General features: G+C 74.2%; 13 protein-coding genes and 1 pseudogene. 8 read left to right on the forward strand and 6 right to left on the reverse strand.

Annotation, left to right across the window (positions count from 1 at the left end; translation table 11 throughout):
• Positions 1–58: 58 nt before the first annotated feature.
• From QWJ13_RS18085 to QWJ13_RS18095, 3 genes are all read left to right on the forward strand, one after another.
• A complete protein-coding gene (locus tag QWJ13_RS18085) occupies positions 59–1321 on the forward strand; it encodes an MFS transporter (protein WP_316525621.1) in 1263 nt (420 codons plus the stop codon).
• Between the two features lie 84 nt (positions 1322–1405).
• Positions 1406–2212: a Mut7-C RNAse domain-containing protein gene (locus QWJ13_RS18090; RefSeq protein ID WP_316525622.1), complete on the forward strand. Its 807-nt coding sequence runs from the start codon at positions 1406–1408 to the stop codon at positions 2210–2212.
• Between the two features lie 30 nt (positions 2213–2242).
• Positions 2243–2668, forward strand: a complete 426-nt coding sequence (locus QWJ13_RS18095) for a cupin domain-containing protein (protein WP_316525623.1) — start codon at positions 2243–2245, stop codon at positions 2666–2668.
• A 45-nt stretch (positions 2669–2713) separates the two neighbouring features.
• Here the strand turns inward: QWJ13_RS18095 and QWJ13_RS18100 are convergent, their stop codons facing one another.
• Both QWJ13_RS18100 and QWJ13_RS18105 read right to left on the reverse strand, forming a co-directional pair.
• Positions 2714–3790 carry a restriction endonuclease gene (locus QWJ13_RS18100; protein WP_316525625.1) on the reverse strand — a complete coding sequence of 359 codons (1077 nt, stop codon included), beginning with the start codon at positions 3788–3790 and terminating at the stop codon, positions 2714–2716.
• A gap of 102 nt (positions 3791–3892) precedes the next feature.
• Positions 3893–4696 carry a hypothetical protein gene (locus QWJ13_RS18105; protein WP_316525626.1) on the reverse strand — a complete coding sequence of 268 codons (804 nt, stop codon included), beginning with the start codon at positions 4694–4696 and terminating at the stop codon, positions 3893–3895.
• A 96-nt stretch (positions 4697–4792) separates the two neighbouring features.
• Here QWJ13_RS18105 and QWJ13_RS18110 point away from each other — a divergent pair, with 96 nt between their 5' ends.
• On the forward strand, positions 4793–5293 hold the full coding sequence (locus QWJ13_RS18110; RefSeq protein WP_316525627.1) for an inorganic diphosphatase: 501 nt from the start codon (positions 4793–4795) through the stop codon (positions 5291–5293).
• Between the two features lie 24 nt (positions 5294–5317).
• Here QWJ13_RS18110 and QWJ13_RS18115 read toward each other — a convergent pair whose 3' ends face one another.
• The gene (locus tag QWJ13_RS18115) at positions 5318–6583 is read right to left on the reverse strand and encodes a pyroglutamyl peptidase (RefSeq protein ID WP_316525628.1); all 1266 of its coding nucleotides are present in this window, start codon (positions 6581–6583) and stop codon (positions 5318–5320) included.
• A 158-nt stretch (positions 6584–6741) separates the two neighbouring features.
• On the opposite strand from QWJ13_RS18115, the gene QWJ13_RS18120 reads away from it, so the two are divergent.
• Together QWJ13_RS18120 and QWJ13_RS18125 are read left to right on the forward strand one after the other, a co-directional pair.
• Complete coding sequence (locus tag QWJ13_RS18120; RefSeq protein ID WP_316525630.1) at positions 6742–7776, forward strand: TerD family protein; 1035 nt, start codon at positions 6742–6744, stop codon at positions 7774–7776.
• 116 nt (positions 7777–7892) lie between these two features.
• The gene (locus QWJ13_RS18125) at positions 7893–8501 is read left to right on the forward strand and encodes an SUKH-4 family immunity protein (RefSeq protein ID WP_316525631.1); all 609 of its coding nucleotides are present in this window, start codon (positions 7893–7895) and stop codon (positions 8499–8501) included.
• A 63-nt stretch (positions 8502–8564) separates the two neighbouring features.
• On the opposite strand, the gene QWJ13_RS18130 is transcribed toward QWJ13_RS18125, so the two are convergent.
• The gene (locus tag QWJ13_RS18130) at positions 8565–8840 is read right to left on the reverse strand and encodes a TetR-like C-terminal domain-containing protein (RefSeq protein ID WP_316525632.1); all 276 of its coding nucleotides are present in this window, start codon (positions 8838–8840) and stop codon (positions 8565–8567) included.
• Positions 8734–9057, reverse strand: a pseudogene (locus QWJ13_RS18135) (TetR family transcriptional regulator); the annotation flags it as partial. The pseudogene QWJ13_RS18135 and the gene QWJ13_RS18130, both read right to left, overlap by 107 nt.
• On the opposite strand from QWJ13_RS18135, the gene QWJ13_RS18140 reads away from it, so the two are divergent.
• On the forward strand, positions 8956–9912 hold the full coding sequence (locus QWJ13_RS18140) for an aldo/keto reductase (protein ID WP_316526015.1): 957 nt from the start codon (positions 8956–8958) through the stop codon (positions 9910–9912). The pseudogene QWJ13_RS18135 and the gene QWJ13_RS18140 sit on opposite strands and share 102 nt — an antisense overlap.
• A gap of 12 nt (positions 9913–9924) precedes the next feature.
• Here the strand turns inward: QWJ13_RS18140 and QWJ13_RS18145 are convergent, their stop codons facing one another.
• Positions 9925–10062, reverse strand: coding sequence for a hypothetical protein (locus tag QWJ13_RS18145; RefSeq protein WP_316525633.1), 138 nt, complete (start codon positions 10060–10062; stop codon positions 9925–9927).
• 679 nt (positions 10063–10741) lie between these two features.
• Between QWJ13_RS18145 and QWJ13_RS18150 the strand changes: the two genes are divergently transcribed.
• Complete coding sequence (locus QWJ13_RS18150) at positions 10742–13495, forward strand: SdrD B-like domain-containing protein (RefSeq protein WP_316525634.1); 2754 nt, start codon at positions 10742–10744, stop codon at positions 13493–13495.
• The last annotated feature ends 43 nt before the right edge of the window (positions 13496–13538 follow it).

Genomic DNA, 13538 nt, shown 5'->3' on the forward strand with positions numbered 1-13538 from the left:
CGAGTGATCGCCGGCACCCGCCCGCCGGGCGGGCCCGCGAACGACCGAAGGAGGGGCAGTGCCGACCGACCGCGCCACCCGCTGGGGCGGCATACCGCCCGCCGGACCCCAACGCACCCTCGCCGCCGCCCAGTTGGCCGCGGCCGTGGGCGACGGCGCGTACTACACCTGCTCCGCGCTCTACTTCACCCGGGTGGTCGGGATGTCGCCGACCGCCCTCGGACTCGGCCTCGCCCTCGCCTGGGCGCTCGGCTCCGTCGCCGGAGTCCCCCTCGGCCACCTCGCCGACCGGCGCGGCCCGCGTCGCACCTCCGTCATGCTCGCCCTCGGCACGGCGGCCGTGGTCGCCGCCTTCCTGGCGATCCGCTCCTACCCGCTGTTCCTGCTCGCCGTCTGCCTCTACGCCACCGCCCAGTCCGGCCTCACCGCCGCCCGCCAGGCGCTGGTCGCCGCCCTGGTGCCGCCCGCGCAGCGGACCGCCCTGCTCGCCCACATCCAGTCAACCCTCAACGGCGGACTGGCCGTTGGCGCGGCCATCGGCGGCATCGCGCTGAGCGTCGGCACCCGGGCCGCCTACCAGGGCGCCTTCGCCCTCACCGCACTCGGCTTCCTGATCGCCGCGCTGGTCCTGCGGCGGCTGCCCGAAGCCCCGCCCACCGCGGCGGAGCCGGACGGCGGGCCGCGCCTGGCCGTGCTGCGCGACCGCCGGTACGCCGCCGTCACCGCGGTCAACGCCGTCCTGCTGCTGCGGATGCCGCTGCTCAGCCTGATCATCCCGCTCTGGATCGCCGAGCGCGCCCCCGGGATCGGCTGGCTCGGCTCGGCGCTGTTCGTGCTCAACACCCTCGCGGTGCTGGCCTTCCAAGTCCGGGCGGCACGCGGTGTCACCGGGCTGGGCCCGGCCGCGCGGGCGGTCCGCTCGGCGGGGGTGCTGCTGCTCGGATCCTGCGCCGTCTTCGGGCTGTCCGCGCTGGACGTGCCGATCCGGGCGGTCGGCGCGCTGCTGGTCGCCGCCTCCGTCCTGCAAGTGGCGGGCGAGATGCGGCAGTCGGCCGGCAGCTGGCAGATCGCCTTCGACCTCGCCCCGCCCGGGCGGATCGGCCAGTACCAGGGCTTCTTCGGCACCGGCGTCGCCGTCGCCCGCACCCTCGGGCCGCTGCTGCTCACCACGCTGCTGCTGGACGGCGGCCTGGCCGGCTGGCTGGTCCTGGGCGGGGCGTTCCTCGCCGCCGGGTACGCCATGGGGCCGGTCACCCGCTGGGCGGCCCGGGACCGCGCTCACCCGGTGTCACCGCGAGCGGTGGTCGTGGCGGGGTCCTGACGGGGTCCTGACCTCGGAGGCTCCGAGCGGCCCGGCCGGAAAACCCGGTGGCCCCGGCCCGCCGGGCGCTGGCATGCTGGCCGCGTGGACCGACCTCAGATCTGGCTTGACTTCGCCCCCGAGCTGCACCTCTTCGTCTCCGCGCCCCGGCGGGCCGGCCGTACGGCGCTGCGCACCGACGGCTGCTCCAGCCTGGGCCACGTCGTGGAGTCCCTGGGCGTACCGCTCACCGAGGTCGGCGCCCTGCTGGTGAACGGCCTGGCGGTGCCCGACACCCATGTGCCGGCCGACGGCGAGGAGATCGCGGTCCTGGCCGTGGTCAGGCCGCAGCCCTCGCCCGGCCCGCCGCGCTTCCTGCTGGACGTCCACCTCGGCACCCTCGCCCGCCGGCTGCGGCTGCTCGGCGTGGACGCCGCGTACGAGAACCCCGACATCGGTGATGCCGCGCTGGCCGCCCGCTCCGCCGCCGAGCAGCGGATCATGCTCTCCCGGGACCGCGGCCTGCTGCGCCGCCGCGAGCTGTGGGCCGGCGCCTACATCTACAGCCACCGCCCCGCCGAGCAGCTGCGCGACGTGCTGTCCCGCTTCGCCCCGCCGCTCGCCCCGTGGAGCCGCTGCACCGCCTGCAACGGCACGCTGCGCCAGGTCACCAAGACCTCGGTGCGCGAGCAGCTGCGGGACGGCACCGAGCGCTCCTACGACGCCTTCGCCCAGTGCGCCGACTGCGGCCAGGCCTACTGGCGCGGCGCGCACCACGCCCGGCTGGAGGAGATCGTCAACGAGGCCGTGCGCGACTTCGGGGGCGTCCCGAGAGACGGGGACGGCCGGCAGGGCGCAGAGGACACGGAGGACGCGGAGGGCCAGGGCCGACTCGGGGTGGTCTCCGGGTAGCCGCTCGAACCAGGAAGGCGAGGTCGTCGGATGAGCGAGGGGACGGGGCAGCAGCCCTTTGGCACCGCGGACCCGCGGGACGCCCCCGTGGTGACCGCCCCGGACGGGGCCGAGGTGCGCCCGCTGCTGGTGCTGGACGGGTGCGGGAGCCTCGCGGTCTTCGTCCTCGCCCCCGGGCGGGTCACCCACACGGTGTCGCACGCCACCGTGCAGGAGCTGTGGCACGTCACCGCCGGCAGCGGCGAGCTCTGGCGTCGCCAGGGCGAGCGCGAGGAGACCGTCCGGCTCGCGCCCGGCACGGCGGTGTCGATCCCGCTGGGCACCGCGTTCCAGTTCCGGGCCGACGAGGACTCCGCCGGGCCGCTGCGGATCACCGCCGTCACCATGCCGCCCTGGCCCGGCACGGACCACGAGGCGCGCCCGGAGCAGGGCCCCTGGACGGCGAGCGTCGACTGAGCCCTCGGGTCGGGGTGCCCGGCGACGGCCGGGCACCCCGCCCGGTCAGGCCTCCACGACCTCCAGGCCGTACGCGGTCACGGCCTGGCGCAGCCCGCCCGGGTAGCCGGCCAGGGCCGGGGTGAACTCCCAGTCCCCGGAGGCCTCGCGGTCGAAGCGGCCGAGCCGCATCGCGGTGTTGGTCTCCGCGCCGTCCGCCAGGTGCACCGCGGCCGCGTCCTGCCCGGCGCCGGCCTCCAGGATCAGCGCCGGGTCGGCGAACCCGCCCATGGTGGCCTCCGGGTGGTTCTCGGTGTCGGCGGCGGCGATCACGACCAGCCGGTCGACCTCGGCGGGCAGCGCGTCGAAGTCCACCATCAGGCAGGCGTTGGCGTCGCCGTAGCCGGTCACCAGCCGCACCGAACCGTCCGGCGTCGAGGCGTTGTTGTAGAACACCAGGTGGTCGTCGGAGAGCGCCTGGTTGCCCCGGCAGACCAGGGCGGCGATGTCGTACTCCTCCTCGCCGGTCCAGTGCAGGAGCAGCCGGGAGGGCTCGGCGGCCACCTCGATCGCCGGCAGCCCGTCCAGGGCGCCGGCCTCGGCGGAGGCCTCGTCCTCGGCGGGTGTGAAGACCTCCTGGAAGCCGTGGTGCTTGAGCAGCCCGACCAGCTCGGCGCCGTTGATCAGGCTGATCGGCTTGCCCGCGACGAACTGGTGCGAGCTGGGGCCGAACCTGCTGGTGGTGACGAGGACGGCCTTGGTGGCGGCCTGGTCGTGCCGCAGCGTCCCGTACAGGTCCCGCACCGCCGAGGGCGCCACCGTGTCCCGGTACCGCTTCACCTGCACGATCACGTTGCCGCCCCGGAACGGGTCCGGGTCGATGCCGCGGACGTCCACCCCGCCGTCCCGCGACCGGGCGGTGAGCTCGACCTTCATGCCCATCGCCTCCATCAGCCGGGCGATGAGCCCCTCGAACTCCACCGGGTCCATCGCCAGCAGCAGCTGGAGCTCGCGCACCCGCCTCGCCATCCGGCCGCGGTCGGCGTTGGTGTCGTCCCGCAGGTGGCGGAACAGGGCGCGCTGGGCGCGGCGTTCGTCGACATCGGGGTTGCTGAGGCGGTGGAGCTTCCGGCTCCGGGACATGGGCGTGCCCCCTCTTGCATGGTGACGGTTGTTGCAGGCGTCACCGTAGGGGAACGTGGACGAAGAATTGGCGGTCCGTCAGTTCCGCCGCACAATCGAGATCTAACGCTCGTGCAGGTCGAGGGTCCAGGCGTGGGTGGTGTAGGCGCCCATGCGGGTCGGATGGCGCTCGACCAGGGTGGCGGTGAGGCGGTCGGCGGTGCGCCGGAGCGAGCCGGTGAAGCGCGGCTGCTGGTCGGGGGCGAGCGGGCGCAGTTCGACCAGCACGGCGTCGTCCAGGTCCGGTCCGACGGCGCGCAGCACCCCGGCGTCCAGGACGAGCAGGGTGTCGTCCGGCAGCACCAGCGGCGGCGGGGCCTGCGGGTCGGTGAGCCGTGGGCCGGGTTCGACCCGGCCGCCGGGCAGCAGGCGGACCACCCGGCTCCCGGTGGGGCGGCGGCGATCCGTCTCGACCACCCGCGGGCTGCCGCCGACCACGTAGTGGCCGAAGCTGGGCCAGGAGTCCAGCACGGTGCCGTCCCGGTCGTGGGCCCAGGTGCGAGGGGTGTCGTGGCCCGCCTGGCCGAGGAGGAAGCGGTCGTCGTCGAGCGCCGCGCCGCGCTCGCCGCGCAGTTCGGCGACAGTGCCGCCGTCGGCGAGGTCCAGCAGCAGGGCCGGGGCGGTGCGGTCGGGGGAGTCGGTGGTGACCAGCGCGCGGCCGGCGCCGAGGTGGGCCGTGTTCGGCCGGCCCGGGAAGGGCCGGCGCCAGTGCACCCGGCCGGTGGCGTCGACGTATTCGAGCCAGCTGTGGCGGGCGTGCAGTTCCAGCCCGTCCCGGCGGGCCAGTGGCGCCTGGGGGCGGCGGCCCTGCGGCCGTCCGCCGTCGCGGTGGTGGTGATCGATGACAGTGACCCGCCAGCTCCCCATGGTCCGGAGCGTAGTGGACCCGGCCGGACGGCGGGGGTGCTTTCGGTGGCTCGGCGGACGGCGGACAATTCCCCCAGGATTGAGGAGGAGGCCGCGGTGGAGTTCGAGGTCATGATCGAGATCCCGCAGGGGTCGCGCAACAAGTACGTGATGGACTTCGCGGCGGGCCGGATCCGCCTGGACCGCACGCTCTTCACGGCCACCCGCTACCCCACCGACTACGGCTACGTCGAGGGCACCCTCGGCGGCGACGGCGAGCCGCTGGACGCCCTGGTGCTCGGCCGCGAGCCGGCCGTCCCCGGCTGTGTGCTGACCTGCCGGGCGGTGGGCATGTGGGTGATGCGCGACGAGCGCGGGCCGGACCAGAAGGTGCTCTGCGTCCCGGCGCGCGACCCGCGCTACACGGACCTGCGGGACGTCGACGACCTGCCCCGGTTCGACCTGCTGGAGATCACCCACTTCTTCCAGGTGTACAAGGACCTGGAGCGCGGCAAGTCCGTCGAGGGCTCGCACTGGGCGGGCCGCGAGGCCGCGTACGCCGAGATCGCCGAGTCTCGCGCCCGCGCGGCGGGCACCCGCTACGCCGACCCCGCGTAGCGGGCGCCCGGCCCGGGTGGACGGTCAGCGCCGCAGTCGGGCGGTGCTCAGGATCGCCCGGACCTCGTCGCCGATCGCGGCCTCGTTCTGCTCGAACTCCGGCGAGGTGATCAGGTCCGGGTCGGCCGGCAGGCCGGTGAGGACCGGGGTGTGCAGATGCCCGCCGGGCAGCTGCGGGGCGGTCAGCCGGCGCAGCCGGTTGGAGCGGTAGGCGACCTCGTTGGAGAGGTACCCGCCGCCGCCCCCGGCGACCGCGCGGGAGCCGGGGGTGGGGCCGTCCGGCCGGTAGACCGGGTCGGTGGCGCCCAGCGGGATCTCGGTGACGAAGGTGTCCAGCAGCACGGGGAAGGGCTGCTGGACGGCCGTCATGGCGTCGACCGGCAGGGTGGTGCGGATGAACTGCGGCCCCGCGCCCAGGCCCGGGGCGTCCACCGGGTGCCGGGTGGTGCCGCCGGACAGGGCGGCCACGTTGTCGGGGGCCGGGTCGGCGGAGCGGGCGCGCCCGGCCCACTCCTCCAGGGTGAACTTGCCGGGGTACCCCTGGCTGATCGTGGTGATCAGGTCGGCGGACTGCCGGCCCGGCCGCAGGTGCGGGGTGAAGGCGCGTTCCACGATGCCCTCGTTGAAGTCCCCGTAGCGCACCGGCAGGACCACCGCCCGGACTTCGGCGGTGCTGCCGTCGGCCAGGGTGATCCGCTGCCCGTGCAGGTGCAGGACGGCCGAGCCGGAGGGGTTGGAGCGGCGCGGCTCGGTGCCCAGGCCGTACGGGTCGAAGCCGCTGACGAAGATCCGGCGGATGCCCGGGGCGGAGTCGAAGCCGTCGTCCAGACCGCGCGAGGCGTCCTCGAAGCGGGACCGCAGCGCGGCGTGGTCGACGTCGTACCGGGGCTGCCAGCGGGCGAGCTGGATGGTCATGGCGAGCCTGGTCCAGTACAGCGGGCGGTCGTCCCGGGCGGGCAGTTCGCCGCTCGGCCGACGGCCCTGGGCGCGGTCCAGGCCGGCCTGCCAGAGGGTCCGGCCCCAGCTGTCCACCACCCGCTCGGCCTGCCGGGCGTTGCGGGCGGCGCACAGGGCGGCGGGGAAGCCCGCGGGCAGCTCGGCGAGGCCGGAGCGCTCGGTGAAGGCGGCGGTGCGGGGGTCCTGGAGGCGGGTCTGTTCGGGGTCCAGGGGCACCGCGGCATTGGTGCGGCAGCCGGCCGGGGCGGCCTGGGCGACGGCCGGGGCGAGCAGGGCGGCGAGCGTTCCGGTGAGTGCGGCGGCCAGTCCGGCGGCGCGGCGTAGACATGTCATGTCTGCCGACAATAGGTCTGGACCTGATGGCCCGCCAGGGCGCGGACACGGGGTTCCGTCCTTGACGGAAAGCTGATGGTTCGACCGGGAACCGGTGCGAGCTCTACAGCGTTGTCGTGGTCGAACGGCGGTACTCGTACGGTGGTGGAGGAAGTTCCATGAGCGTGGCCCTGACGAAGGGCGGCAACGTCTCCCTGGGCAAGCAGGCCCCCGGGCTCCGGGTGGCCCGGGTGGGCCTCGGCTGGACGGCCGCTCCCGGGTACGACCTGGACGCCAGCGCGCTGCTCTGCGGGGCGGACGGCAAGGTCGCCTCGGACCAGCACTTCGTCTTCTTCAACAACCTGCGCAGCCCGGACGGCTCGGTCCGGCACCTGGGCGGCTCCGGAGGCGGCGCGGACCAGGAGCAGATCGAGATCCGGCTGGCGGAGGTCCCCGCCGAGGTGGCGAAGATCGTCTTCGCGGTGGCGATCTACGACCCGGCGCAGCGGCGGCAGGACTTCGGCCAGGTCCGCGGCGCCTACGTCCGGGTCGTCGACCAGGACGGCGGCGCGGAGGTGGCCCGGTACGACGTGGCGCCGGGGGCCGGCAGGGAGACGGCGATGGTGTTCGGCGAGCTGTACCGGCACGGCGCGGACTGGAAGTTCCGCGCGGTCGGGCAGGGGTACGCCGCGGGGCTCGCGGGCATCGCCACCGACTTCGGGGTGGACGTGCTGCAACCGGCGCCCGTCGCGCCCGCACCGCCCATCGCCCCGCCCGTACCGGCGGCGCCGCCTGTCGCGCCGGTCATGCCCGGCGCCGCGCCCGTTGTTCCGATGAACCAGCCAGGACCAGGGAGTTCCCCCGTGACGTGTTTCTTCGACCCCTCGCACGGCGCCGGCACCACGGCGGTGCTGTGGTCGCCGCAGTGGGGCGTGCCGCGCCAGATCGAGGCCTGCGTGGCCTGCGCCCAGCGGGTGCAGACCAACGTCCCGCCGTTCTACACCCCGGCGCAGGCCGGCTACCCGCAGCCGGTCCAGCAGGCCCAGCCGCAGGTGCCCGGCCAGCAGGCCCAGGGCGGGAGGCGCTTCGGCACCGGCGCCCTGATCGGCGCGGGCGCGGCCGGCCTGGTCGGCGGCGCGCTGCTGAACGAGGCCTTCGACGACGATCCGCAGGTGGTCGTCAACAACTACTACGAGGACGACGGCTTCTTCTAAACCGCCAGGTCACGGTTCCGGTAGGGCCGTCGGGGGCCGCCCCCGGCGGCCCTCGCTGTCGGTGCGGCGCGCTTGAATGGCGGCACCGCACCGTTCCGACCGGAGGAGCCACACCGATGACCACGTCCGACGCCGAGCTGCTCGCGGCCGCCGGGAACCCCACCGCGGCCTGGCTGGAGTCCTGCTTCGGCCCGGGCACCCTGTGGCGGCCCGCGCCCGGCGAGCTGCCCGAGCGGCTGACCTCGCCGGGCGCCCGGGCGTTCCTCAGCGAGGTCGGGGTGCCGGCCGTCGAGCTGGACTTCGTCGGCTTCGACGCCACGGGCCTGCCCGAGCGCGGGATGTGGGAGGCGGACCTGGACGAGCTGTTCGGCGAGCGCACGCCCGACGACGACACCCCGCCGAGCAACTGGGGCTACTGCGTCGGGACGTTCGGAGAGCGGCACCTGATGGTGGCCGGCGACAGCGGCGCCGTGAGGATCTACAACCCGGACGGCTGGGACCACGGGGACGGCTACGGCGGCTGGGCGGCCGACTCGCTGCCCGCGCTGGTCGGCGCGCTGGCGCTACTGGCCCGACTGGAGGAGCGGATCCGCGAGGGTGACGCCAAGGCCGCGCTGGACGAATTCGCCGTGCTGCTCCGAGAGTCGGGGCAGGGCCCGGACGATTCGGACCTCTGGGACGGCCTGCTGGAGAACCTGCGCGACGAGTACCAGGACGAGGACTGACCCCCTTGTGAGTCGGACCGGAAGGCCGCGCAACGCCCTTGCGCTGTGCGGCCGTTCGCGTTCCTAGCCGTCCTGGCGGCGGTACGCCCCGGCTCGGGCCGCGGCCTCGGCGGCCGCTGCCGCGCGGTCGGCCGCGGCCTCGTCCAGCGGCTCCCCGGTGGTGAGCATCCGGTAGTAGAGCGGTGCCGAGACGGCCCGGATCACCTCGAACGCGTCGGTGTCCGGCGGGAGTTCACCGCGTTCGACGGCGGCGGTGACGCACGGCGCCCACTCCTCGACCCGGCGCCGGTAGAACCGGCGCAGCGCCTCGGCCGCCTCGGTGTCGCAGGTCGCCGCCACGATGACCGCGCGGAACAGCGCGCCCTGCCGGGGGGTCGGCCAGGGTGCGCCCGACGAGCCGGGCGTTGGCCCGCAGGTCTCCGGCGAGGGAGCCGCTGTCGGTGCGCGGCAGGGACTGCTCAGCCATGTCCGCGAGCAGGTCCGCGACCAGGGCGGTGGTGCTGCCCCAGCGGCGGTAGACGGTGGTGCGGCCGACCTCGGCCCGCTGGGCGATGTCGCCGAGGTCGAGGCCGCCGAAGCCGTGCTCGGCCAGGCGATCCGCGGCCGCCGCGACCAGGTGCTGATCTCCACCAAGGCCGGACTGCCCACCGGCGACGGCCCGCAGGACGCCGGCACCTCCCGCGCCCGGCTGGTCCGCACCGTGGAGGACGCGCTGCGCCGCCTCGGCACCGACTACCTGGACCTGTTCCAGCTGCACGCCTACGACGCCGGCACCCCGATCGAGGAGGTGCTCGCCACCCTGGAGGACCTGGTCCGGGCCGGCAAGATCCGCTACACCGGCGTCTCCAACTTCTCCGGCTGGCAGCTGATGAAGTCCCTCGCCCTCGCCGACCGCCACGGCCGCCCCCGCTACGCCGCCCACCAGGTCTACTACTCGCTCGTGGGCCGCGACTACGAGTGGGAGCTGATGCCGCTCGCCGAGGAGGAGGGTGTCGGCGCCCTGGTCTGGAGCCCGCTCGGCTGGGGCCGGCTCACCGGGAAGATCCGCCGCGGCCGGCCGCTCCCGGCCGACAGCCGGCTGCACGACACCGCCGACTACGGCCCGCCGGTGGAGGAGGAGCTGCTGTACCGGGTGATCGACGCACTGGACGAGGTCGCCGCCGAGACCGGCCGCACCATTCCCCAGGTGGCGATCAACTGGCTGCTGCGCCGCCCGACCGTCTCCTCGGTCATCATCGGCGCCCGCAACGAGGAGCAGCTGCGCCAGAACCTCGGCGCGGTCGGCTGGTCCCTGACGGCGGAACAGATCACCAAGCTGGACGCCGCCAGTGCCCGCACCGCGCCGTACCCGTACTTCCCCTACCGCCGCCAAGAGGCCTTCGCCCGCCTCAACCCGCCGCTCGCGGGCTGACATCGATCGCGATCAGGACCCGGCGGTCACCGCCCGGGCGGTCGCCGGCATGGCATCGTTGGCGGCCTTCGCCGCCGTGAGCTCCGACTGGTGGAGACGGATCAGCGCGTTCTCGTAGGCGGACTCGACGGTGAACCAGACACCCACCACATTGGTCCGCTCCTTGCACCGGACGTCCGCGGTGGCGGTGGCGATCTCCTCGGCGGACGGCTTGGTGCTCGGCCCCCACCGGGCGTACTTCAGGGCGTCGCCGGGCGTGGCGGCGGGGCGGCGGCCGGTCCGGAGGGGCCGGAGGCGCAGCCGGCGGCGAGGACCAGGCTACCGCGACGCGCGGTCAGGGGAGGAGCCCCGGCCCGGGAGATGTCCGGGCCGGGGCCGGACCGGTGGTCGCGGCTGCGGTCGCCGCGACGGAATGCGGGACGATGGGACCGGTGCCGCCGATGACCGGAATGCGCGTAGCGCCATCGTGCCAGTCCGTCCCGCGGTCGGTGTCACCGGGTGGTCGGTGGGGGCACAAGTTGCGGGTGTGGTAAGCGAGTCGGGGCGGGTTTGCGCGCGTGCGGCGGGAACTGTGTTCGACGGTCAACGGGGTGGTCGGCGCTGGTCGGAGGTGGTGAGCCGGTCAGGCGCAGGTCAGCAGCCTGGTGGATAGGGCGGGGTGGCCGGCCGTGACAGCCTCGTAACGCATGATGGGACGTCAAAGTTCCAGATTCCTCGGCGAAGTTGTGTGAAGGCCCTTTAAGCTCCCGTTAACAAAGGCGGTTTTTCGCCGCTCACGAACTCCCTCACGAGGTCGGGCGGAAGGCCCAACTGACAAATGAGAGCAGGGATGACGACGACTAGTGAACCAACGGCCGGTGTCGCGGCGCGCGACCCGGACCGGCGGCGCCGCCGAGGGCTGGGCCGCACCGTGGGAGGTGCGGCGGCCCTGGCCGTCGCGCTCGGCGCCACCTCCATGGCGGCGGCCCCCTCGGCCTTCCCGGCGGGCAGCGACGGGACGGTGACGGTCCGGGTGATCCGGGCCGTCGACACCAGCGGGGTGTGGTCGCCCACGCTGGAGCACGGCATGGCGGGCGTGCGGGTGACGCTCACCGACGCCGCCGGAGGCAGCATCGAGGGCACCACCGCGGCCAACGGCACGCTGACGCTGTCGCCGGCCACCGGCAAGCTGACCGGCGGCAAGTACCGTGTCCAGGTGGTGAATCCGAAGCCGGGCGTGCTTTACCCGGCCTTCGCCTCGCGCCAGGGCCTGGACGGCGCGCCGAACCAGCTGAGCTCCAACGAGGAGTTCGTCGACCTCTCCGGCGGCAAGGCGGTGGAACTCACCACGGGGCTCTGGAGCCCGGGTGACTACTGCCAGAAGAACGCGCCGCTGGTGTCGACCTGCCAGAACCCGCCCGCCGACGGCGCCGCCCAGCACACGCTGCTGTCCTTCCCGTACAACTCCCGTGGCACGGCCGGCGCGGGCGTCACCGTGACCGACCTGGCCACGGCGGGGCAGACCGGCAACCTGTACGGCATCGCCTGGAACAAGGCCGACCGGCGGGTGTTCTCCGCGGCCCAGGCCAAGCGGACCACCGCCTACGGCCCCGGCGGCTCCGGCGGGATCTACGTCACCGACGTGGACCAGAAGAAGACCGCGCTGTTCACCACCGTCCCGAACGCGGGCGACACCCCGCACACCCCGGGCAACGACGACGCCTTCCTCGCCCCGGTGGGCAAGGAGAGCCTCGGCGGCATCAAGATCACCGACGACGGCAAGGACCTCTTCGTCGTCAACCTGCACGACCGCAAGCTCTACCGCTACAACGCCACGGTGCCGACGGCCGCCGCGCCCAAGGCCGCCTACGACATCCCGAACCCGGGCTGCCCGGCGCCGGGGGACTGGCGTCCGTACGGCCTCGGCATCCAGGACGGCGTCGGCTTCCTCGGCGGCGTCTGCTCGGGCGAGTCCACCGGCAAGGCCTCGGACCTGCGCGCCGTGGTGCTGCCGTTCGACCTGTCCACCGGCGCGTTCAAGCCGGCGGTGCTGAACCAGCCGCTGGACTACCCGCGCGGCACCACCGTCGGCGGGCCGTGCCCGGGCACCGGCTGGTTCCCGTGGCAGGACACGTTCCCGACCAGCCAGAACGGTCAGGCCTGCGGCGACAACTACATGGCCAACCCCGAGCCGGCGGTGGCCGAGATCGCCTTCGAGACCGACGGCTCGATGCTGCTCGCCTTCCGGGACCGCTTCGGCGACCAGTCGGCGGCCGCCCCGACGGGCGCGGCGATGACCAAGGTCCTGCCCGGCGGTGACCTCCTCAAGGCCTGCCTGGAGAACGGCACCTACGTGCTGGACACCAACCTGGGCTGCGGGTCCACGGCCCGGGGGCAGCGGTTCTTCGACAACGCCCGGATCGGCCACAACAACCCCGCCAACGCCGGGATGGCGTTCTCGAAGGTCGAGGACTCCATCGTGGCCTCGGGGTACGACAGCGACAGCCAGGCCTACGGCTACGGCAGCGCCTTCCAGAAGCGCGACGGCAAGGCGGACGGCGGTGTCCGGCTCAACACGGCCCCGGGCATCCCCCCGTTCGGCAAGGGCGCCGCGATGGGCGACCTGGAGGTCCTCTGCGACCAGGCTCCGCTCCAGATCGGCAACCGGGTCTGGTACGACCCCGAGCGCAGCGGTCTCCAACTGCCGGGCCAGAAACCGGTTCCGGGGGCCACGGTCCACCTCTACGACGAGGCGGGCAAGCTCGTCGGCACCACCACGACGACCGAGCGCGGCGAGTACTACTTCGACGACAGCAACGTCGACGGCGGTCTCAAGCCGCGGACCAAGTACACGATCAAGCTGGACAACCCGGCGGACTACGCCAAGGGCGGCCCCCTCTTCCAGTGGGTGCCGACCGCGCACGACGTCGGGGACAACCACTTCATCGACTCCAAGGGCATCGTCCCGGAAGGCGGGAAGTACCCCGAGCGGGCACTGACCACCGGCGGCCCCGGCGAGAACGACCACACCTACGACTTCGGCTTCCGCCAGCAGGAGGGCTCGCTGCGCCTGGTCAAGCACGACCAGGACGGCAAGCCGCTGGCCGGCGCCAAGTTCCAGCTGTGGCACGAGACCAACGGGACCGACGGGCTGCAGCCGACCGGCGACAAGCCCGACACCAAGGTCGGTGAGCCCTGCACGACCGGGGCCGACGGCCTCTGCCAGGGGCTGGGCGTGCCCGGCGAGTACTACTGGCAGGAGCTGAGCCCGCCGGACGGCTACGAGGCGCCGGAGGTCACCGTCTTCGGCCCGCTGAAGCTGACCCCGGAGAACCTGGACAAGGGTGTGGAGGTGACGGCCGTCAACAAGCTGATCCCCACCCCGACGCCGACTCCGACGCCGACCCCGACGGAGGCGCCGACCTCGGCGGCCCCGGTGCCGCCGGTCCAGCCGGCCCCGGCGCCCCCGGCGTCCGGGCACCTGCCCAACACCGGTGCGGGCGAAGGGATGCCGATCGCGCTGACCAGCGCGGCGGCGCTGATCGTCCTCGGCTCGGCGCTGGTGCTGGTGGTCCGTAGGCGCAAGGCCGCGCAGCACGGCTAGCGATTCGCAAGTGGGGCCCGGTGCCGGGAGACCGGCACCGGGC

This window comes from Kitasatospora brasiliensis (assembly GCF_032654805.1).
GTDB classification, from domain to species: Bacteria; Actinomycetota; Actinomycetes; order Streptomycetales; family Streptomycetaceae; genus Kitasatospora; species Kitasatospora brasiliensis.